Raw genomic sequence first — 22,433 nt, 5'->3', positions numbered from 1 at the left:
ATGACCTTTCACAACCTTACATGCGCAATCCGGCACGCAAAATTGACAAAAAAATTACTGTCGCGCCAGCCTGCCCGTGGCGGGCACGAAATCGGTATTGCTGCGCCAGGGATTAATGTCCAGCCCGCCGCGGCGGGTATAGCGTGCATAAACGCTTAACGTTTCCGGCTGGCAGAAGCGCAGAATGTCATTGAAAATACGCTCTACGCACTGCTCGTGAAATTCATTATGGTGACGGAAGGAGACCAGATAACGCAGCAGTTTTTCCCTGTCGATTTTGCGTCCGCGATACTGAATTTGTATCGAGCCCCAGTCCGGCTGGTGGGTGATCAGGCAGTTGGATTTCAACAGATGACTGACCAGCGTTTCTTCTACTTGCTTCTCGCCGCTGACCGCATGTTGCAGATAGTCGGTAGTAAACTGGTAGTTGTCGATACTGATATCCTGATCGTCAATACAGGTGCCGTGGAAATGGGCGACAGGCTGTCCTTCCAGCTCATCAAGACGATGAAGCCTCACGCTAACGTTGCCCTGCGCGCAGGCGCGCAGATCGCGCTCCAGCGTCTGGCGCACCGTCTCCCAGGTGTCAAAGCGCGTCTGGTTAAAGCTGTTCAGATACAGTTTAAAGCTTTTGGATTCGATTAAATTAACGCTGGTGTAATCCAGTTCGACATGCCCGACGGCGACCTGCGGAAGACCCTGGCTGTTAAGCCAGGAAAGTTCATACAACGTCCAGATATCCGCGCCGTGGAACGGCAAATTATCGGCTGTTAATCCGAGCGGGTCGCGATTCAAACTGCGCGGTACGCCCTGCAGCAGGCTGGCGTCATAATTGTCCCGGTAATCCGTTGATTTTCCGAGAGTCAGGCCATCGAGAGCCTGATGGTTTTCATAAGAAGACATGTTTCACCGTCATAAACCAGATACACTATGCGTCAAGTGTATCCTGGCTTTTATGAAGAGAGAAACTGGTGGACGAACTGACAGCGCAGGCATTGAAAGCCTTTACGACGCGTTACTGCGACGCGTGGCAAGAAAAACACGGTAGCTGGCCGTTGAGCGAAGAACTGTATGGCGTACCTTCTCCGTGCATTATTTCTTCAACCCGCGATGCCGTTTACTGGCAGCCGCAGCCTTTTGAAGGCGAAGAAAATGTAAACGCGGTTGAACGCGCCTTTGATATTATGGTACAACCTGCGCTCCACGCGTTTTACACCACGCAGTTTGCTGGCGACATGCCCGCGCAGTTTGCGGATGAAAAGCTTACGCTACTGCAAACCTGGAGTCAGGATGACTTTCGGCGCGTGCAGGAAAATCTGATAGGCCACCTGGTCACGCAAAAGCGGCTCAAGCTTCCTCCCACGCTTTTTATTGCGACGCAGGAAAATGAGCTTGAGGTCATTTCGGTCTGTAATCTGTCCGGCGAGGTGATTAAAGAAACGCTGGGCACCCGTAATCGTACCGTTCTTGCCGCAACGCTTGCGGAATTCCTTACGCAACTTAATCCTCTTCTGTAATCGTTTGCCCTAACGGGTGTGAGAGATCTCTTACAAAGTCTGTAGGAGATCGCCAGGATAGCAGCGGATACCGAGCCCCGTTTTCTTATATAAATATATATAAAACAACATGTTAAAATGTTTTTGCGCACTTTCATATGAAAATTTACTTAAGGTATTGTCTGTAAGCGTATTGTAAGACAAGGTGAAACAGGCGATTCTATCTTCGTCGACAGGGAGTCGTACAACGAAGCGAACGTCAGGATGATGACGCTTCGGCAGGACACGCCAGGATGGTGTTACAAGGAAAGGCTTCAGGATGAAGCAAAGTGGAAAGCGCAGGATGCGTTAAAGGACACCTCCAGGACGGAGAACGAGAGCCGATCAGGATGTTCGGCGGGTCTGGATGACCAGGGACGCTTCAGGAAGAAGCTATCACATCGGGCGATGTGCGCAGGATGCAAACGTTCAGGATGAACAGGCCGTAAGGTCACAGGAAAAGTTGTCACGGATGAGCAGGGAGCACGAAAAGTAGCTGGAATGCTGCGAAACGAACCGGGAGCACTGTTTATACAGTGCTCCCTTTTTTTTGTTATTCTTCGCGCCAGATTTTCATCATTGAGGTTTTTAACATGACGACTCATGACCGTGTGCGTCAGCAGTTACATGCGCTTGAAACGCTGCTGCGCGAGCATCGCCACTGGCGGCAGGATGCGCCGCAGGCGCACCTGTTTACCAGCACCCAACCATTTTTTATGGATACCATGGAACCGCTGGAATGGCTGCAATGGGTATTGATTCCACGTATGCATACCCTACTTGATAATGCGCAGCCGCTGCCCGAGGCATTTGCCGTCGCCCCTTATTATGAAATGGCGCTGGCGGCGGATCATCCGCAGCGGGAGGCGATCCTGGCGGTTTTGCAGGATCTGGATGCGCTATTCGTCCGCGATAAATCCTGATGCTGGAGATCCTCTATCAAGACCCGTGGCTGGTTGCCGTGAATAAACCCGCAGGCTGGCTTGTTCACCGGAGCTGGCTGGATCGCGACGAAAAAGTCGTGGTCATGCAAACGGTGCGCGACCAAATCGGCCAGCATGTTTTTACCGCCCACCGTCTCGACAGACCCACGTCGGGCGTACTGTTAATGGGGCTGTCCAGCGAAGCGGGACGCCGTCTGGCGCAGCAGTTCGAGCAGCACCACATCCGTAAACGCTACCATGCCATTGTGCGCGGCTGGCTGATGGATGACGCGGTACTGGATTATCCGCTGGTGGAAGAGCGCGATAAAATTGCCGATAAATTCGCCCGCGAAGATAAAGCGCCCCAGCCGGCTGTAACGCAGTATCGCGGACTGGCGACGGTCGAAATGGCGGTACCGACCGGGCGTTATCCCACCACGCGTTATGGTCTGGTTGAGCTAGAACCAAAAACGGGACGTAAGCACCAGCTCCGTCGTCATCTGGCGCATCTGCGTCATCCTATCATCGGCGACAGTAAACATGGCGATTTGCGACAAAACCGCAGCGCCGCAGAGCATTTTGCCTGTCGTCGCCTGATGCTTCATGCCAGTCGGCTTGAGCTGACGCACCCCTTCACCGGACAGCCGTTGATGATTCAGGCCGGGTTGGATGAAACCTGGATGCAGGCGCTGACACAGTTTGGCTGGCGTGGACTTCTCCCTGACAATGAAAGGGTTGAGTTTACGGCGGCGTCCCGGCAGGATGAGACTCATCAGGCATAATTCAGGGAGATACGCATAATGGCAGAAATTGGTATTTTTGTCGGGACCATGTATGGCAACTCACTGCTGGTGGCGGAAGAAGCGGAAGCGATCCTCGCCAGACAGGGGCACAGCGCGATCGTGTTTGAAGATCCTGAACTGTCCGACTGGCAGCAATATCAGGATAAGGTTGCGCTGGTCGTTACCTCGACGACCGGGCAGGGCGATCTACCGGATAGCATTGCGCCGCTCTTTCACGGCATTAAAGATACGTTGGGTTTTCAGCCAAACCTGCGTTACGGGGTGATTGCGCTAGGTGATAGCAGCTACCCCAATTTCTGTAATGGCGGCAAACAGTTTGATGCCCTGTTGCAAGAGCAAAGCGCGCAGCGGGTGGGGGAGATGTTATTCATTGACGCCAGCGAACATCCGGAGCCGGAGAGCCAGTCCAATCCCTGGGTTGAAAACTGGGGAACTTTACTTTCCTGAGGTAAATCCCTCCCCCCTACGGGAGGGTACCTTTTCGTTTGCTTGCGTTGCCAGTAAGCAAAATCACGACCTGTACACAGTGTAAAGTAACTGAATCGTGTTAGCTTTGGGCATATGCCCGCAAAAGCGGCAGTTTTTTACGGGCGTTTTCATGTAATCAAGCGACCTGTTTCACATTCTTCTCTTTTTATTCCTCCTGCGTCGACGCCGACGCCTTCTGATTTCATTTCCGTGAAGTGGCTTCCACTGTCCTGGGCTTTTGCCATAAACAGGCGTAATTCATCGCCAAAATACTGTGTTGTTGCACGGTGAGTGTGTGTGGCGCGCTTTTTATACTTCTCCTGCCAGTGAATAAAAGCATGCAGCGTGCAAAGCAAACGACCTAATAAAAGCTGCAACAAGGAAACGTTATCTCTGATTCCCTACCGGTTGTGCAGTTCAGAGTGAGCGTAGCTAACGCGAAATTTCAGGAGTGCAACAATGAGTTCATTAAGTCACGCGGCGAGCAGTGCGGAGAAACGCACGAACGCCCGCTACTGGATAGTGGTGATGCTGTTTATCGTCACATCCTTCAACTACGGCGACCGCGCCACATTGTCCATTGCCGGCTCAGAAATGGCCAAAGATATCGGCCTTGATCCGGTAGGCATGGGCTATGTTTTTTCTGCTTTTTCATGGGCCTATGTTATCGGGCAGATCCCGGGCGGCTGGCTGCTGGACCGCTTTGGTTCCAAACGCGTCTATTTCTGGTCTATTTTCATTTGGTCAGTCTTCACCCTGTTGCAGGGTTTTGTCGATATCTTTAGTGGTTTCGGCATTATTGTCGCCCTCTTTACGCTTCGTTTCCTGGTCGGTCTGGCGGAATCGCCTTCTTTCCCGGGCAACAGTCGCATCGTTGCGGCCTGGTTCCCGGCGCAGGAGAGGGGAACGGCGGTGGCCATCTTTAACTCCGCGCAATACTTTGCCACGGTTATTTTCGCGCCGATTATGGGCTGGCTGACGCACGAAGTGGGCTGGTCGCATGTCTTCTTCTTTATGGGCGGGTTAGGGATCATCATCAGCTTTATCTGGTTGAAAGTTATCCATGAACCAAATAACCATCCGGGCGTAAATAAGAAAGAGTTGGAGTACATCGCAGAAGGCGGCGCGCTGATCAATATGGATCAGAAAGACACCAAAGCGAAAGTACCGTTTAGCGTCAAATGGGGCCAGATCAAACAGCTGCTGGGCTCTCGTATGATGATTGGCGTTTACATCGGTCAGTACTGTATTAACGCATTGACCTATTTCTTTATTACCTGGTTCCCGGTCTATTTGGTCCAGGCGCGCGGCATGTCGATTCTCAAAGCGGGCTTTGTCGCCTCGGTTCCTGCAGTCTGCGGCTTTATCGGCGGCGTGTTGGGCGGCATCATTTCCGACTGGCTGATGCGTCGTACTGGCTCCCTGAATATCGCGCGCAAGACGCCGATTGTGCTGGGAATGTTGCTGTCAATGGTTATGGTGTTCTGTAACTATGTGAACGTGGAATGGATGATCATCGGCTTTATGGCGTTGGCCTTCTTCGGTAAAGGTATCGGCGCGTTGGGCTGGGCAGTAATGGCGGATACCGCGCCGAAAGAGATCAGCGGTCTTTCCGGCGGCTTGTTTAATATGTTCGGCAATATTTCCGGTATTGTGACGCCAATCGCGATTGGTTACATCGTTGGCACCACCGGTTCCTTCAACGGCGCGTTGATCTATGTCGGCGTACATGCCCTGGTGGCCATCATCAGCTATCTGGTGCTGGTAGGCGATATTAAGCGTATTGAACTGAAACCTGTCGCAGGACAATTATCATGACAACGCAATCCAGTCCCGTTATTACGGACATGAAGGTCATTCCGGTTGCCGGACATGACAGTATGCTACTCAACATCGGCGGCGCGCATAACGCGTACTTCACCCGTAACATCGTCGTCCTCACCGATAACGCCGGGCATACTGGCGTCGGCGAGGCGCCGGGCGGAGAAGTGATTTATCAGACGCTGGTCGATGCTATTCCGATGGTATTAGGCCAGGAAGTCGCCCGCCTGAACAAAGTGGTGTAGCAGGTGCATAAAGGCAACCAGGCTGCTGATTTTGACACCTTTGGCAAAGGCGCATGGACGTTTGAACTGCGGGTTAACGCGGTGGCGGCTTTGGAAGCGGCGCTGCTTGATCTACTGGGACAGGCGCTTAATGTGCCGGTCTGTGAACTGTTAGGGCCAGGTAAACAGCGCGATGCCGTCACCGTGTTGGGCTATCTCTTCTATATTGGCGATCGCACTAAAACCGATCTGCCGTATCTGGAAAGCACGCCGGGCAGTCATGAATGGTATCGTCTGCGCCATCAGGAAGCGCTGAACAGCGACGCGGTCGTGCGGCTGGCGGAAGCGTCTCAGGATCGCTACGGCTTTAAAGATTTTAAACTCAAGGGCGGCGTGCTGCCGGGCGAACAAGAGATTGATACTGTTCGCGCGCTAAAAAAACGCTTCCCGGACGCGCGTATTACCGTGGATCCGAACGGCGCCTGGCTACTGGATGAAGCCATTGCGTTGTGCAAAGGGCTGAAAGATGTACTGACCTACGCGGAAGATCCGTGCGGCGCGGAGCAAGGATTCTCTGGTCGTGAAGTCATGGCGGAGTTCCGCCGCGCGACAGGACTGCCGGTGGCGACCAATATGATCGCCACCAACTGGCGCGAAATGGGGCATGCGGTGATGCTCAACGCGGTAGACATTCCTCTTGCCGACCCGCATTTCTGGACTCTCACCGGCGCCGTTCGCGTGGCGCAACTGTGCGATGACTGGGGGCTAACCTGGGGCTGCCATTCGAATAACCATTTTGATATTTCACTGGCGATGTTTACCCATGTCGGCGCGGCGGCGCCAGGCAAACCCACCGCTATTGATACGCACTGGATCTGGCAGGAGGGCGATTGCCGCCTGACTAAAAATCCGCTGGAAATTAAAAACGGCAAAATTGCCGTTCCGGATGCGCCAGGACTGGGCGTGGAGCTTGACTGGGAACAGGTGCGAAAAGCGCATGACGCGTATAAAAAGCTGCCAGGCGGCGCGCGTAATGATGCAGGCCCGATGCAATACCTGATCCCCGGCTGGACTTTTGACCGCAAACGCCCTGTTTTTGGTCGTCACTAATTCTGAATAAGGACACAGTTATGAGTACTCAATTTACGACGCCTGTAGTGACTGAAATGCAGGTTATCCCGGTTGCGGGTCATGACAGTATGCTGATGAACCTGAGCGGCGCGCACGCCCCGTTCTTCACGCGCAACATCGTCATTATTAAAGATAACTCCGGCCATACCGGGGTCGGCGAGATTCCGGGCGGCGAAAAAATTCGCAAAACGCTGGAAGATGCGATCCCACTGGTGGTGGGAAAAACGCTGGGTGAATATAAAAATGTCCTGACCGCCGTTCGCAACCAGTTTGCCGATCGCGATGCGGGCGGACGCGGTTTACAAACATTCGATCTCCGTACCACTATCCATGTGGTGACGGGTATTGAAGCGGCAATGCTTGACCTTTTGGGCCAACACTTGGGCGTCAACGTCGCTTCGCTGTTAGGCGACGGTCAGCAGCGCAGCGAAGTCGAAATGCTGGGTTATCTGTTCTTTGTCGGTAATCGCAAGGCTACGCCGCTGCCGTATCAGAGCCAGCCGGATGAGCAATGCGACTGGTATCGTCTGCGCCATGAAGAGGCGATGACGCCGGAAACGGTAGTGCGTCTGGCGGAAGCCGCCTATGAAAAATACGGCTTCAACGACTTCAAACTGAAAGGCGGCGTGCTGGCGGGCGAAGAAGAGGCCGAGTCAATCGTGGCGCTGGCGAAACGTTTCCCACAAGCGCGCGTCACGCTCGATCCAAACGGTGCCTGGTCGCTGAACGAAGCGATCAGCATTGGTAAATACCTGAAAGGTTCTCTGGCCTATGCAGAAGATCCGTGCGGCGCGGAGCAGGGTTTTTCCGGACGTGAAGTGATGGCGGAATTCCGTCGCGCGACCGGATTACCGACGGCCACCAATATGATAGCGACCGACTGGCGTCAAATGGGGCATACGCTGTCGCTGCAATCCGTCGATATCCCGCTGGCGGACCCGCACTTCTGGACTATGCAAGGCTCTGTACGCGTGGCGCAAATGTGTCATGAGTTCGGTCTGACCTGGGGCTCGCACTCTAACAACCACTTTGATATTTCGTTGGCGATGTTTACCCATGTTGCCGCGGCGGCGCCGGGCAAGATCACCGCGATCGATACCCACTGGATCTGGCAGGAAGGCAACCAACGTCTGACTAAAGAACCGTTTGAAATTAAAGGCGGCATGGTGCAAGTACCGACCAAACCGGGTCTGGGCGTTGAGCTCGATATGGATCAGGTGATGAAAGCGCATGAGCTCTATCAAAAACATGGCTTAGGCGCGCGTGACGACGCGATGGGAATGCAGTACTTAATTCCTGGCTGGACGTTTGATAATAAGCGTCCTTGCATGGTGCGTTAAGTCAGAACCGGTTCCGTAAGGAACCGGTTCTTCTCTGGGTGTATGCTTAACAGGATCAACATGCGTAAGGACGACTTATGAAAATAGTGATCGCACCAGACTCGTATAAGGAAAGTTTGAGTGCTCTTGAGGTAGCGACCGCCATTGAACAAGGATTTCGCGAGATCTGGCCTGACGCCGATTACCTGAAATTGCCGCTGGCTGATGGCGGAGAGGGTACTGTCGAAGCGATGGTTGAAGCGACGGCGGGTCGAATCGTGCATGTTGAGGTCACCGGGCCGTTGGGGCATCGCGTCAATGCGTTTTATGGGCTTTCCGGCGATGCGCGTTCCGCATTCATTGAAATGGCGGCCGCCAGCGGGCTGGAGCAGGTGCCGCCCGCGCAACGCGATCCGTTGAAGACCACGTCATGGGGAACCGGCGAGCTGATCCGTCATGCGCTGGATGCGGGCGTTGAGCATATCATTATTGGTATCGGCGGTAGCGCCACCAACGATGGCGGCGCGGGGATGGTACAGGCGCTGGGGGCCAGGCTACGGGATGCGCAGGGCAATGATATTGCGCAAGGCGGCATTGGGCTGGAAACACTCGCCAGCATTGATATCAGCGGCCTGGATAAGCGTTTGTCGGCGTGCCATATAGAGGTCGCCTGCGATGTCACGAATCCCCTTACCGGCAAAGAGGGCGCGTCTGCGGTTTTTGGTCCGCAAAAAGGGGCGACGCCGGAAATGATTGAACGCCTGGAGACGGCATTGACTCGCTATGCGCATTTGATTGCTCGCGATCTGCATGTCGATGTGTTGGATCTGGCAGGCGGCGGCGCGGCAGGCGGCATGGGGGCGGCGTTATACGCGTTTTGCGGCGCGCAGCTACGGCGTGGCATTGAGATTGTCACCGATGCGCTTCATCTGGAAGCGTGTCTTGCGGATGCTGATTTAGTCATCACCGGCGAGGGACGCATCGACAGCCAGACCATTCACGGTAAAGTCCCTATTGGCGTGGCAAACATCGCCAAACGGTATAACAAGCCGGTAATTGGTATTGCGGGTAGCCTGACGGAGGACGTTGGCGTGGTTCATGAACATGGGCTTGATGCCGTTTTCAGCGTGATTTATACCATCTGCACGCTGGAGGACGCGCTGAAGAATGCGAGTGAAAACGTACGAATGACCGCGCGCAACGTGGCTGCAACGCTGAAAGCGGGGCAACAATTACGCTGAGTTGTAGGCCGGATAAGGCGGTCACGCCGCCATCCGGCGAATATCAGCCTAATATCTTCTTCGCTTCACGCGCGACATTATCCATCTCATCCAGCAGCTCCAGAAACTCAGGCTCCAGCTCCTCTTCGTGGACGCCGCTGCGAAGCTGTTGCTCAATAAGCTGGCAAAGGTTCTTCATCCGCGGTACGCCGCTATAGCCGCAGCTCCCGTGTAGCTTATGGACCAGATCGACCAAACCGTTGGGATTTTCTCCCACCAGTTGTTCTTCAATTTTGTTGCGCACTTCCGGCAGAAAATCAATCAGCATTTGCAGCATATCCCGTGCCAGATCGGGCTTACCGGCAGCCTGGCGGAGCGCAAGCTGCCAGTCGAGCGTTGCATTCGGATTGAAGATAAACTCAGCCGGTTCCGGCGCCATCAGGCGCGCTGCTACGTTGGCGCCAGGTTTATAGCGCAGCAACAGATTATGCAACTTCTCTTCTTCTATCGGTTTAGCCAGATAGTCGTTCATGCCCGCGCTGAGCAATTTCTCTTTTTGCCCGGCCATCGCATGTGCCGTAACGGCAATAACCGGTGTTTGCTGCTGATGAGGAAGCTGGTGAATCAATTCGCAGGCGCGTATGCCGTCCATATCCGGCATCTGAATATCCATCAAAATCAGATCAAACTGCATTTGTTTCGCCCGATCCACCGCCTGATGTCCGCTATCACAAAGTTCTACGTGCTGGACTTTATCTTCCAGTAACGCGCCGATAAGCTTCAGATTAGCGGGATTATCATCAACCGCCATAACCGTCATGGTGATTTTACTGGTATCCATTAGCAGCGGTTCAGGATGGTGATTCAACTGGCAATATTCCGTCAGCGCTGGCAACAGGCGCGTTGACGTCAATGGTTTTAACAGACAGGCCGCCGCGCCTCCTTGTTTCAGCTTTTCGGCGTTAATTTGCGCATGGCAAGGTAGCGCCAGCAGTAGAAAGTCCGTCATTGACGCTGCTTTCGCCAGACGTTCATGCTGCATGGTGAGCGGCTCGCGGAAGGTCACCGGAACGCTCAAAATCATAATATCGTAGTGCGCTAACGGCAGCGCGGAGAAGGTCGGGCTGTAAACCACTTCCACCGGCGTGTCGCTCAGCAGATCCAGGGTACATTGCGCGGCGGTAGCATTCGGTTCGATATAAGCCAGTCGTTTCCCGGCCAGACACGCGGTCGACGGCCCGTCAATAATGACATTTGGGTTAAGATCAAGATGAATATGAAACCAGAAGGTCGAGCCGCGATTAGGCTGGCTGTGGAAAGAGATATCCCCGCCCATTTCGTTGACCAGCTTTTGCGTAATCACCAGCCCAAGCCCGGTGCCGCCGTGACGGCGAGAAATACTGGCATCGGCCTGGCGAAACGCCTGAAACAGTCGAGACTGGTCGCGTTCCGGAATGCCGATCCCCGTATCGCGGATCTGCACTTCAATCTGTACTTTGGTGTTACTGAGCGCCCGCTTTTCTACCAGAATATCGATATTGCCACTCTCGGTGAACTTAATGGCATTGCCCACCAGATTAGTAATGACCTGTTGCAGGCGCAGCGGGTCGCCAATCACATTATCCGGGACGTCGTTTTTAATATTTAACGTCAACTCCAGCCCTTTATCATGCGACGAGTGAGCCAGCAGCGTAACCACTTCATCCAGCGTGTTGCGCAGTGGAAAAGGGATACTTTCCAGAATGAGCTTACCGGCTTCCAGCTTGGAGAAATCAAGCACGTCATTAATGATCGCCAGCAGATTATTCGCGGAACGCTCAATGGTGTTCAGATGGTCGCGCTGGGTGGGGTTCAGCTCCGTTTTTAATGTCAGGCGGGTAAAGCCAATGACGCCGTTCAGCGGCGTTCGCAGTTCGTGCGACATGTTTGCCAGGAACTCCGACTTAATACGCGCCGCTTCCTGGGCGCGCTTTTTCGCCAGATCCAGCTCAACGTTTTGGATTTCCATCTGCTCAAGGGTTTCACGCAGGTCCGAGGTGGCCTGATCGATATTATGCTGCATCTCTTCGTGATAGGCGGCAAGCGACATCGCCATGGAATTAATGCCGTTTTTCAGCATGTCCAGCTCGCCCAGCATAAATCCTTCCACCCGGCTATCCAGTTGTCCGCGGCGAATGCGGTCAACGGTATTCACCATATTACGGATAGGCCCGGTGACATCGCGCATAAGCCGCCAGCCAAAGATCAGCGCAATGCCAATACAAAAAAGCATCATCACGCTGGAGATAAAAATCTCTTTGTATTGCTGTAGCCTGACCGACTTGAGATCCAGTTCAAGCGCCACATACCCCAGCATATTTTTGGTATTTTTTGCGTCGGCAATCGCTGACTCGTCCGGCGAATAGCTCTCCGAGATAATCGGGGTGCGCAGAATCATAATATCGCCGTGGCGATCGACGCTCAGACGACGTGGAAACGGCGCTCCGGCGGGAAGCTGCATCTGTGAGGGGTCCAGATGGAAATTAGACGTTACAAACAGGCGGTTATGATCGTCATAAACGGAAATTGCCCGCACAATATCAGAGTGTCTGCGGTGCAGGACGCTGATAAGTTGGCCGATAGACTCTCGGTTTTGTAAGTTCATACCATATTCGCTGGAGACGGCGAGCGGTTCAATAATACTGGCGCCGGCATCTTCCAGTTGACGCTGCAGGTCGTTATAGCGGTGCACTACAAAAAAGATACTGAGCAGCAAACCTATCAGGACGGTCGGGGCCAGGATCAGAATCATCATGCGTGCGCGCAGGCTGTAGTTGGTCATGGAGTTCCGTTATGGGACAATTAGGGTCACACTGTTAAATTGAGAAAAAGCTGGTCGATGGCGCAATTCTACTCTGCAAAACGGCGCGTGACGACGCGTCAGATCATAACCGTTAAAGTCAATGACCTCGATTCATTTGGTCAGGGCGTAGCCCGTCATAACGGAAAAGCGCTGTTTATCCCCGGTTTATTGCCTGAGGAAAGCGCAGAAGTCATTATTACAGAAGATAAAAAGCAATTTGCCCGCGCACGCGTTTCGCGCCGTTTGAATGATAGCCCGGAACGAGAAACGCCGCGCTGCCCGCATTTTGGCGTCTGCGGCGGTTGTCAGCAACAGCATGTCAGCATCGCCCTGCAACAACGCAGCAAAAGCGCGGCGCTGGCGCGTTTGATGAAACACGAGGTGAATGACATCATCGCCGGCGCGCCCTGGGGTTATCGGCGTCGTGCGCGGTTAAGTCTGAATTGCCCGCCGGATAAACCGCTGCAAATGGGATTTCGCAAAGCGGGTTCCAGCGATATCGTCAATGTCGAACAGTGCCCTGTTTTGGCGCCCCAGCTTGCAGCATTGCTGCCCCGAATCAGGGCGTGTCTGGCGAGTTTACACGGCACCCGACATCTTGGGCATGTTGAGCTGGTACAGGCGGGAAGCGGTACGCTGATGATTCTGCGCCATACCGCGCCATTAAGTGCGGCGGATAAAGAAAAACTGGAACGCTTTTCGCATTCTGAGGGATTGTCTCTGTTTCTGGCGCCGTTTAGCGAGATACTGGAAACGGTATCTGGCGAAGCGCCCTGGTATGATTCGCACGGCTTACGTTTAGCCTTCAGTCCGCGAGACTTTATTCAGGTTAATGAGGCGGTAAACCAGCAAATGGTCGCCCGCGCGCTGGAGTGGCTTGATGTGCGCGCCGAGGATCGTGTCCTGGATCTGTTCTGCGGAATGGGGAATTTTACGCTGCCGCTGGCAACGCGCGCGGCAAGCGTGATTGGGGTTGAGGGCGTTCCGGCGCTGGTAGAAAAAGGCCGTGAAAACGCCATCCGCAATGGTTTACATAATGTGACATTCTTCCATGAGAACCTGGAGGAAGAGGTCACGAAGCAGCCGTGGGCGAAAAACGGCTTTGACAAAGTCTTACTCGATCCTGCGCGTGCGGGGGCTACAGGAGTGATGCGACATATTATAAAATTAAAACCTATTCGCATTGTTTATGTATCCTGTAACCCGGCGACGCTGGCGCGCGATAGTGAAGCGCTGGTCAATGCGGGATATGAGGTTACGCGTTTAGCGATGCTCGACATGTTCCCGCACACAGGACATCTGGAATCAATGGTTCTGTTCGAGCGCATGTAATGATTACCGGCTTACCGACTTCGGTAGGCCTGGTCCCTTAAGGAGAGGACGATGGTCGCGGTAAGAAGTGCACATATTAATAAAGCTGGTGAATTTGATCCGAAGAAGTGGATCGCAAGCCTGGGAATTTCCAGCCAGCAGTCGTGTGAGCGCTTAGCCGAAACCTGGGCGTATTGCCTGCAACAGACACAAGGACATCCGGATGCGGATCTGTTGCTGTGGCGTGGCGTGGAGATGGTAGAAATTCTTTCCACGCTGAGTATGGATATCGACACGCTGCGGGCGGCGCTACTGTTCCCTCTGGCCGACGCCAACGTAGTCAGCGAAGATGTACTGCGCGAAAGCGTCGGCAAATCTATCGTTACCCTGATTCATGGCGTGCGCGATATGGCGGCGATCCGTCAGCTAAACGCCACTCATAACGACTCTGTTTCTTCGGAGCAGGTTGATAACGTCCGTCGAATGTTATTGGCGATGGTGGATGATTTCCGCTGCGTGGTGATCAAACTGGCCGAGCGAATCGCTCATTTGCGCGAAGTGAAAGAGGCGCCGGAAGATGAGCGCGTGCTGGCGGCGAAAGAATGTACCAACATCTATGCGCCGCTCGCTAATCGTCTGGGCATCGGGCAACTGAAGTGGGAACTGGAAGACTACTGTTTCCGCTACCTGCATCCGGCGGAATACAAACGCATCGCCAAACTGCTGCATGAGCGCCGTCTCGATCGCGAACATTACATCGAAGAGTTTGTTGGACATCTGCGCGCCGAAATGAAAAACGAAGGCGTGCAGGCGGAGGTCTACGGACGACCAAAACATATTTATAGCATCTGGCGCAAAATGCAGAAAAAGCATCTGGCGTTTGATGAACTCTTTGACGTGCGCGCCGTGCGTATTGTCGCTGAACGTCTGCAGGACTGCTACGCCGCGTTGGGGATAGTGCATACGCACTATCGTCACCTGCCGGATGAATTCGATGATTATGTCGCTAACCCGAAACCGAACGGTTACCAGTCTATCCACACCGTGGTCCTGGGACCGGGCGGTAAAACCGTTGAGATCCAGATCCGTACCAAACAGATGCATGAAGACGCCGAACTGGGCGTGGCGGCACACTGGAAGTATAAAGAAGGCGCCGCGTCCGGCGGCGTGCGCTCCGGTCATGAAGACAGAATTGCGTGGCTGCGTAAGCTGATCGCCTGGCAGGAAGAGATGGCCGATTCCGGCGAAATGCTGGATGAAGTGCGCAGCCAGGTGTTTGACGATCGGGTCTACGTTTTTACGCCAAAAGGCGACGTGGTTGACTTGCCTGCCGGATCTACGCCGCTCGATTTTGCTTACCACATCCACAGCGATGTTGGGCACCGCTGCATTGGCGCTAAAATCGGCGGCCGTATTGTGCCATTCACCTATCAGTTGCAGATGGGTGATCAAATTGAAATTATCACTCAGAAGCAGCCGAATCCCAGCCGCGACTGGCTGAATCCAAACCTGGGCTATGTGACGACCAGCCGCGGACGCTCGAAAATTCACGCCTGGTTCCGCAAGCAGGATCGTGACAAAAATATCCAGGCTGGACGGCAGATCCTCGACGATGAGCTGGCGCATTTGGGGATTAGCCTGAAAGAGGCCGAAAAACATCTGCTGCCGCGCTACAACTTTAATGAGCTGGAAGAGTTGCTGGCGGCGATAGGCGGCGGCGATATCCGTCTTAATCAGATGGTGAATTTTCTGCAATCGCAGTTCAATAAGCCGAGTGCGGAGGAGCAGGATGCAGCGGCGCTGAAACAGCTTCAGCAAAAAACATACGCGCCGCAAAATCGTCGTAAAGACGACGGGCGCGTGGTGGTGGAAGGGGTTGGTAACCTGATGCACCACATTGCCCGCTGCTGCCAGCCGATTCCTGGCGATGAAATTGTCGGCTTCATTACTCAGGGGCGGGGAATTTCCGTGCACCGGGCCGACTGCGAACAGCTGGCGGAACTGCGCTCCCATGCGCCGGAGCGGATCGTAGAGGCGGTATGGGGCGAAAGCTACTCGGCGGGATATTCGCTGGTGGTGCGCGTCCAGGCCAACGATCGCAGCGGCTTGCTGCGCGATATCACCACTATTCTGGCTAACGAAAAAGTCAACGTGCTGGGCGTCGCCAGCCGCAGCGACATTAAACAGCAGATCGCCACCATTGATATGACCATCGAGATCTACAACCTGCAGGTGCTGGGCCGCGTGCTCGGTAAGCTGAACCAGGTGCCGGATGTGATTGATGCACGGCGACTGCACGGGGGGTAAAGTGAAACGTTATTATCTACAAAGTAGTCTGATATATCTACCCGTTATACTTTACGTTGCCTGTGTGTTGGCATGGCCCGGCTCTCCGGGCCTCGCCCTAAAGGGCCGCCGTAAGTGGCGTTCACATCGGCCTTGCCAATTTGTCCTCGCTCCCCCCAGTCACTGACCAGCGTAAGCCCCGGGGATTGATGGGGGACATCCTTGTCCCCCACCGCAGGCAGCCTTCGGCTGTTCAAATTCGTATCAGACGAATTTGTCACTGCGTCGCCGCCTGCCTGCAACTCGAATTATTTAGGGTATATGAGTATAAAAGTATGCAATCGTAAACTCAGATCTATTAAGAAAAATACTATTGCCAGGGCAAAATAACTGTCACGCTGCAATTAGTATCAACGTTTATTCGTTCCCAGTTGCCGATTATTCTTCCCAGTTCGCCATTGTTGCATGCCCCCATATCACCATTCCTACATTGATAATCTACATTTGTTTTAATCCTGCTATCAGCACAAACTACATTGATCGTGCTATTTTCCAATGTATAATCGAATCCTTCACCCCACGTGACATTTTTCTCCTTATACATCAAATAAATTTTCCCTAGTTCTATATTTTCTGCCTTATCGTTATAATGAAGTTCATTATAATTTAACACGGAGTTCTTATCCAAAGACGCAGTTATGAAACCAATCGGCGATGCAACCGTATAAGTTGAATTGTTATTCGTAAAAACAGAACCTGTCCCAGAATGATATTTGTATTGACCGCATCCAGGTACCGTAAAAATAAACCCGGGATCATATAGTGGTGGCATTGTTATGTTAGAAATAACACCCGTATTAGGGGTTGGTGTTATTGCGCCTGTATTAATTACTACTGCACCACCAATCGCCATACCCTGAAAGCCACTGCCATCCATCGGGATCTCTGTTATATATCTCATTGTTCCTGTAGCATATAATTTACTTTCGATAATTGACATGCCATTATCTGTCCTTACAGGTACAGCTTTGTCTGTGTCATAACCAGTAACAAAGCATGTTATGCCGTAATAACCAGGAAAATTACCATTGAGTAATGTACACTGGGCATCTGTATTAACTTTGACATCTGCTGTTGTATATAAATTAACTGTTATGCCACCAATAAACATAGATATGAGACTTCCATTAAGCAGGGTTGCCTCATATTTTGCTGGAATAACAGTGCTATCATGCGGCCAGCTTTTGCATTGTGAGAATTCAGCCTGTTGAGCCTGAGGTAGTACTAAATAATTTGTTGAGTCACGTATTACTAATGGTTCAATCATTACATTTTGGTTAATGGCCTGAGTTATCCCAGGATATGCAATTATACTTAGAAAAAATAATACTTTTTGATTCATTTAAATTTCCATTATTTAAATAAAATATTAGAAATGAGTATATAACTTGAGAAGTTACTGATATTCAAAACTCACTGTTGCGCTACCCGAAAATTCCCCCGGCATAACCTCTTCACCAGCGTATTTTTGCAGCCTGGCCTGCAAGTTGATGGTGGTAATCCCTTCTTTCAGCACAAAAGCTGTACCCACTGTTGCATTGATACTCACTGGTTGCTGTGCAGCCGTTTCCACGCCAATCGCAAAACCACTGGCTTCCGACGAGGGCTCCAGCGCCAGCAGTCCGGGCAGGGTACTGTCTTCAACGCCCTGAAAGGTCACCAGCACGCCGTTGGCTAGCGCTGTTTTGCAATCCTGGAGGCTAAGTGTGAATGGAACAGGAGTCGTTTGCCCGCTGGCGTCGAAATTGTCACTGCCAATAGTATGAAAATCCACCGTCGCCATCGTGTCATTATCCACTACCAGGTTACAGGCGCCGGCAACCAGCTTACCGCTGTAGTGCACATTAGGCGTGGCGGCAGGTAGCGTATTGCAAACCGCCCATAACATTACGCCTCCGATCAAATGCCCGGCAGTTTGAAAAATACGGTTCATTGGTAATCCACCTGTAACGTGGCAAAAGCCTCAAAATCGCCTTCGGCAGGCTCTTTACCGGGCTGTTTTACCGGCACGGCTTTTAGTGTGGGAAGCGATGACTCATTGATGGTTAGCGACGTGCCGGGAGGAAACACCGTGCCGTTCTGTTGAAGTTCAATGCCCAGCTCAGGGACGCTGGTGGTTAAGGCTTTTGCGGAGTAAGGCGTCGCCGTGCCCAGATAGCTCAACGTAAAAGTTAATGCGTCATCGCGAAAGCTGCTGTCGCAGGTAAGGGTCCACGGGATCTCGGTCAGGTAATTGACGCCGTCAATATTATCAATAATGACGCTACCAAAACTGACCTCCAGCATTTCACCGTTATTGATAGTACAGGCGGGCGGGTTTATCAGTTTGCCGTGAAAGGTCAAATTGTCGGCGCAGGCAAACTGGGTGATTAAAAGCGTCAGGATAAGCACCCTTTTCACTATGAATCTCTCCATCACTGGTAATCCACGACTAACGTCGCACTGGCGTTAAAATCGCCACCCGCTAACTGCGTGGTGGGCTCTTTAACCGGTACGGCTTCCAGCTCTGGCCCATTGCTGCCGCTCAGGGTGAAGTTCAGCCAATCCGTTATGCCAACCGGAACCAGTTGCTTATTGCCCGCCTGCTGAATACGGATGCCTAACCCCTGCACCGAAGTTTGCAGAACCTGCTCCCCGCTGATGGTGGTGGTGGTTCCCTGAATTTGTAGCTTCAGATAGTCACTCGCTCTGCCATCGCAGTTCAGGCTGTAGCCCACAGGTTTCGTTTGAGAAGCATCGCCAACTTTGGTGGTCAGGACATCGCCAAACTCTACGGAAGCGCCGCCTACCGTACAGGGCGGTGGTTGAGTGACGACCAGATGCAGCTCCAGTTGCACGGTTTTTGTGCCGGCAGCCTCGGTGCCGGTAACGAATCCACCGCACAGCAGCACCAGCATTTTCCAGCGAGTCAACATCGTCATAGATCTCTTTCGCACAGGATTACTTATTCGCTTTCTTCTCAGCGTCACGGGTTTTTTCCTCATTGACCTTGCAGGTATTCCCTGAGCAGGTAAAAACCAGCAGGCGATGGCCGCCGTAATCATCGACGTAGCCCACCACCGGCGAGCTGCCGAGCGAGGCACCTTTGATGGGAGAGGTCACTTTTTCACGCGGGGCAATCAGCAGGTTTTTAAAGCCGGAGGCGGTTTCGTTCTCTTTGCTACCGGCATTGCTGATGACGAGGTAAAACGGTGTGGGGTTGTCGAAGATCACACCATCGCCCTGGTAGGTCAGCGTGAGCTTCGTCTGCCACGGGTGCGTCTTATCCACCTGCCGGGCGACGGCTACCGGGCGGTAGAAAAACTTAATACGCGTTTGCAGCGCCAGCTGGAGCGTATTAGGCTTATCGCTTTTCGGCGGAATTTCCCGCACGTTGAAATAAAACAGACTTTCCCGGTCCTGCGGTAGGCTAGCCGCGGCTGGTAACGGCTGGACTTTAACCTGCCCGTCGGATTTTGGCTCAATACGCTGCAGCGGCGGCAGGGCGGTAAAATAGCGGGTATCTTTGGCGAACTTATCGTCTTCCAGCCACGCCTGTGCGAGGTAGGGCAGAGTGGCGTTGCCGTTTTTCAGCGTGACGGTGATTGAATTTTCATTGCCGTTAAAAATAACGCGGGTACGATCCGGCACAATCGCGCTGTGCGATACCAGCGGCGCAGCCAGTAATACCGAAGCGATAAGCGCCTGGCGCTTAAAATGGTTGGTCTTGTTCATTACAGGTTCCCTTTATTCCATATCCTTGCGATTCACCGCATGGTTGTCAGCCAGCGGTATGGGCGGGGTTTGAGTGGTTGTCGCCACCGGCGCGGCCGGTTGGCCATCGGTTTGCGTATGTTCCTGGATTAGCGGTTGCGCAGGCAGCGGAGAACTTTTCTGCGGTGCGGTGGGGGGCTGACCTTCCAGCATTTTGCACGGCAGCAATAGCGCGTTGGCCAATAGCTCCGGTGTAAACGTGGACGGTAGTGATGCTTCACACTGCGCCGCGCCATCCCAGAAGACTTTCAATGTTTCCCCGGCTTTTACGCCCGCCAGCCAGGCGTTGCCGTCATCGGCCACCAGGCTCAACTGCTGCTGGCGCTCGTTTTTCACTTCGGCGCCGAACGGTGGGAAGTCGCCGTCTGCCAGCCGGAAAACCGCCATCATTTTCTCGCCGCTGACCACGTCAAAGTGACGGTAGCCGATGGCGCCTTCGGTGAGCGTGATCTGCACAACCGACTTAGTAGCTTCCGCCTTCTCCGGCAATTTGTTCAGATCGATACGCGCCAGGCTGCGCGAATAGCTTCCGACATCCGCAATCACGGCCTTGCCGAAAATGTTGGTTGAGGTTGGCGAGCCGTTACCGCTAACGGGGACGTCCGCAATGCCGTCGGTATCAACCAGCAAACGTGTGCTGCCCGCTAAACTTCCCCGGTGTAGCGCGCCGCCCTGGGTGGTCAGCGTCATGCCGCCGCGCAGCGACATGCCCAGCGAACGGTACGATCCTTCTTCATAATCCGCGCTCAGATCGATGTCCGTCAGCGCGCCCTGATGGCTGTAATAACCGTCTGCCTGTGCGCCTTGTTCATCCTGCCCGACGTGAAGCTGCCAGTTATCGCCGTTCTGGCTGTGGCCGGAATAGCCGAGCTGATTACGGTGTTGACTACCGTTAAACGTACCGTTGTAGCTGATGGAATCATTGCCCCAGGGAACAGACAGCGAGATATAAACGCCATCATCTTTATCACCGTTATATTCGCTGCGATAGCCGTTCAGCGACGCACTGAGATTTTTTATCGACCCTAAGTCGAAGTACCAGGAAAGAGACAGGTTATAGTTACTCTGATCCGGGCTGTCCCAGAAGGTACTGCGTGAGTAGCTGAAATAGGCGCTCATGCCCTGTTCACGGAAGTTCTGGTTATAGGTGACCGTATAGCGTTCTTTTTCGTGACCGGCATTGAGATGATGATAGGTTTTCGCATCCAGATAGTCGCTCATGCTCATAAAGTTCTTTTCTGAGAAGCGGTATCCGGCAAAGGTTAGTCGGCTGTCGATTTCATCAAAGTCACGGGAGTAGCTGATGCGATATGAGTTACCCTGCAGCGTTTCGCCGTCAAACCCGTCGTCTTGCGGCATGTGGGCGATGGAGTGCGTAATGTCGACCGCCACCGCGCCCACCACGCCAAGATCCTTACCGCTTCCCAGCGCCACGGCCTGATAGTTGCTTTCTCCAATTGCGCCGCCATAGAGCGACCAGCCGTTGGTGACCCCCCACGAAGCTTCCGCCGAGGCGAATGTGCCGGTAATGGGGTGATGATCCCAGTCCTGCGGGCGGCCCAGCGCCATCTTGTAGCGCACCATGCCGGGGCGCGTCAGGAAGGGAACCGATGCGGTGTTAACGTCAAACTCCTGGGTCTGACCGTTCTGCTCTTCCACGGTGACGTGCAACGTACCGGAAACGGACTGGTTGAGATCCTGAATACGGAACGGTCCTGCGGGCACCTGCGTTTCATACAGTACGCGCCCCTGCCAGGAGACTTTGACTTTGGCATTAGAGCGCGCAATGCCCACGATCTCCGGCGCATAGCCGCGCAGTTTCGGCGGCAGCATCTGATCGTCAGAAACGACGCTGGCACCGATATAGTTAAAGCTGTCGAAAACATCGGACTGGAGATAGCTTTCGCCCAGCGTAAGTTTGGCCCCGAGCGTCGGTAGTGCGCGATAGGCGTAGTAGCGGCTCCAGCTCTGATCGTGGAGGGTGGAAGTGTTCTCGTCATCGTCACGATGGTCGTAGCTGGCCTGCCAGTCGGCCCGCAGTCGCCATGCGCCCAGGTTCGCGCCTAACGTCCCGTTGCCGCTGATGCTTTGCTCTTCGCTGCCGCTTTCTTGATCGTGGCGGAGCTGATTATTAATGTTGTAATCCAGAATGATGCCGGGAATACCATTATCCCAGCGGGCGGGCGGGTCCCAGTCGACATCGCTGTATTCCATATACGCCTGGGGTAAATTCACCAGCAGCGTGGAGTGTCCCAGGTCAGCCTGAAAATCCATGCCTTTCAGTGAATCTGGCGCCAGACATTGTCGTTCACCGTGCGTTATCCAGACGAGTTTTTCCGCGAGTTCCGGCTTTATACCCAATTGCGTAACTAATTCTGGTTCTGCGCAAACCTCACTTCCTTGTGGATCATGTTCTGGAATAACCCAGTTAACAGGAAATTCCTGCGGCAGAGTCTGTCCGTTAATTTTAATTTGTAAAAGGTAGACGCCTGGCAGAATAAAACCCTTACGAGAAAACTGTGCAATGTTAACGTTATCGCGATTTTTTACATCGAGGAAATCGGTATTAAATTCGATGTCTTTGCCTGACGCGCTATAAGGGGAGAGGCTTAGAAGCATTCCCACTCCGCACGCTATTGGGCAAAGAACACTTTTCCATGTGTTATTCATCAAATATATTCCGCAATAAAACTCAACAGGAATACCCTACCTAAAGCGGCAGGGTATTATCGTCGTG

The 22,433-nt window shown here is 53.3% G+C and carries 18 protein-coding genes and 1 pseudogene; 10 read left to right on the top strand and 9 right to left on the bottom strand.

Annotated features, from left to right (window positions below; all coding sequences use genetic code 11):
• Positions 1-54: 54 nt before the first annotated feature.
• Positions 55-903: an NADPH-dependent 7-cyano-7-deazaguanine reductase QueF gene (gene queF, locus N7E69_RS03925; RefSeq protein WP_000100463.1), complete on the bottom strand. Its 849-nt coding sequence runs from the start codon at positions 901-903 to the stop codon at positions 55-57.
• Between the two features lie 68 nt (positions 904-971).
• Between queF and syd the strand changes: the two genes are divergently transcribed.
• From syd to N7E69_RS03905, 4 genes are all read left to right on the top strand, one after another.
• Positions 972-1,517: a SecY-interacting protein gene (syd, locus tag N7E69_RS03920; RefSeq protein WP_000343990.1), complete on the top strand. Its 546-nt coding sequence runs from the start codon at positions 972-974 to the stop codon at positions 1,515-1,517.
• Between the two features lie 611 nt (positions 1,518-2,128).
• A complete protein-coding gene (locus N7E69_RS03915; RefSeq protein WP_000207015.1) occupies positions 2,129-2,458 on the top strand; it encodes a YqcC family protein in 330 nt (109 codons plus the stop codon).
• Entirely contained in the window at positions 2,458-3,240 is a 783-nt protein-coding gene (truC, locus tag N7E69_RS03910) for a tRNA pseudouridine(65) synthase TruC (RefSeq protein ID WP_000890030.1), read from the top strand. The genes N7E69_RS03915 and truC overlap by 1 nt, the downstream gene beginning before the upstream one ends.
• Positions 3,241-3,258: 18 nt before the next feature.
• Positions 3,259-3,708, top strand: a complete 450-nt coding sequence (locus tag N7E69_RS03905; protein WP_000807731.1) for a flavodoxin — start codon at positions 3,259-3,261, stop codon at positions 3,706-3,708.
• Between the two features lie 149 nt (positions 3,709-3,857).
• Here the strand turns inward: N7E69_RS03905 and N7E69_RS03900 are convergent, their stop codons facing one another.
• Complete coding sequence (locus N7E69_RS03900) at positions 3,858-4,109, bottom strand: hypothetical protein (protein ID WP_001540820.1); 252 nt, start codon at positions 4,107-4,109, stop codon at positions 3,858-3,860.
• Between the two features lie 79 nt (positions 4,110-4,188).
• On the opposite strand from N7E69_RS03900, the gene gudP reads away from it, so the two are divergent.
• From gudP to N7E69_RS03880, 4 genes and pseudogenes are all read left to right on the top strand, one after another.
• Positions 4,189-5,547 (top strand): galactarate/glucarate/glycerate transporter GudP, encoded by a 1,359-nt coding sequence (gene gudP, locus N7E69_RS03895; protein ID WP_000097015.1) that lies wholly within the window; start codon positions 4,189-4,191, stop codon positions 5,545-5,547.
• A pseudogene (locus N7E69_RS03890) lies at positions 5,544-6,884 on the top strand (enolase C-terminal domain-like protein). Before gudP ends, N7E69_RS03890 begins: the two are co-directional and overlap by 4 nt.
• 20 nt (positions 6,885-6,904) lie before the next feature.
• Positions 6,905-8,245 (top strand): glucarate dehydratase, encoded by a 1,341-nt coding sequence (gene gudD / locus N7E69_RS03885; RefSeq protein WP_000107113.1) that lies wholly within the window; start codon positions 6,905-6,907, stop codon positions 8,243-8,245.
• A 77-nt stretch (positions 8,246-8,322) separates the two neighbouring features.
• Positions 8,323-9,465: a glycerate kinase gene (locus N7E69_RS03880; RefSeq protein ID WP_000706485.1), complete on the top strand. Its 1,143-nt coding sequence runs from the start codon at positions 8,323-8,325 to the stop codon at positions 9,463-9,465.
• 43 nt (positions 9,466-9,508) lie between these two features.
• Here the strand turns inward: N7E69_RS03880 and barA are convergent, their stop codons facing one another.
• Positions 9,509-12,265 (bottom strand): two-component sensor histidine kinase BarA, encoded by a 2,757-nt coding sequence (gene barA / locus N7E69_RS03875; RefSeq protein WP_000186394.1) that lies wholly within the window; start codon positions 12,263-12,265, stop codon positions 9,509-9,511.
• 57 nt (positions 12,266-12,322) lie between these two features.
• Between barA and rlmD the strand changes: the two genes are divergently transcribed.
• Together rlmD and relA are read left to right on the top strand one after the other, a co-directional pair.
• Positions 12,323-13,618, top strand: coding sequence for a 23S rRNA (uracil(1939)-C(5))-methyltransferase RlmD (gene rlmD, locus N7E69_RS03870; protein ID WP_000046850.1), 1,296 nt, complete (start codon positions 12,323-12,325; stop codon positions 13,616-13,618).
• 51 nt (positions 13,619-13,669) lie between these two features.
• Positions 13,670-15,904: a GTP diphosphokinase gene (relA, locus tag N7E69_RS03865; RefSeq protein WP_000226838.1), complete on the top strand. Its 2,235-nt coding sequence runs from the start codon at positions 13,670-13,672 to the stop codon at positions 15,902-15,904.
• 349 nt (positions 15,905-16,253) lie between these two features.
• On the opposite strand, the gene N7E69_RS03860 is transcribed toward relA, so the two are convergent.
• From N7E69_RS03860 to N7E69_RS03835, 6 genes are read right to left on the bottom strand one after another with little or no spacing between them, the layout of a single operon-like run.
• Positions 16,254-17,285, bottom strand: coding sequence for a hypothetical protein (locus N7E69_RS03860; RefSeq protein ID WP_001072353.1), 1,032 nt, complete (start codon positions 17,283-17,285; stop codon positions 16,254-16,256).
• A 54-nt stretch (positions 17,286-17,339) separates the two neighbouring features.
• Positions 17,340-17,876 (bottom strand): fimbrial protein, encoded by a 537-nt coding sequence (locus N7E69_RS03855; RefSeq protein WP_001079646.1) that lies wholly within the window; start codon positions 17,874-17,876, stop codon positions 17,340-17,342.
• On the bottom strand, positions 17,873-18,343 hold the full coding sequence (locus N7E69_RS03850; RefSeq protein WP_000832393.1) for a fimbrial protein: 471 nt from the start codon (positions 18,341-18,343) through the stop codon (positions 17,873-17,875). Before N7E69_RS03850 ends, N7E69_RS03855 begins: the two co-directional genes overlap by 4 nt.
• A gap of 14 nt (positions 18,344-18,357) precedes the next feature.
• On the bottom strand, positions 18,358-18,864 hold the full coding sequence (locus N7E69_RS03845; RefSeq protein ID WP_000178270.1) for a fimbrial protein: 507 nt from the start codon (positions 18,862-18,864) through the stop codon (positions 18,358-18,360).
• 19 nt (positions 18,865-18,883) lie between these two features.
• Positions 18,884-19,657, bottom strand: a complete 774-nt coding sequence (locus N7E69_RS03840; RefSeq protein ID WP_001044459.1) for a fimbria/pilus periplasmic chaperone — start codon at positions 19,655-19,657, stop codon at positions 18,884-18,886.
• Positions 19,658-19,669: 12 nt separating this feature from the next.
• Positions 19,670-22,366, bottom strand: coding sequence for a fimbrial biogenesis outer membrane usher protein (locus tag N7E69_RS03835; RefSeq protein WP_071591183.1), 2,697 nt, complete (start codon positions 22,364-22,366; stop codon positions 19,670-19,672).
• Positions 22,367-22,433: the final 67 nt, after the last annotated feature.

It is taken from the genome of Salmonella sp. 3C, assembly GCF_025426275.1.
GTDB classification, from domain to species: domain Bacteria; phylum Pseudomonadota; class Gammaproteobacteria; order Enterobacterales; family Enterobacteriaceae; genus Salmonella; species Salmonella enterica.
The sequence above is the reverse complement of the archived record's forward strand: the minus strand, read 5'-3'. Positions and strand labels throughout refer to the sequence as shown.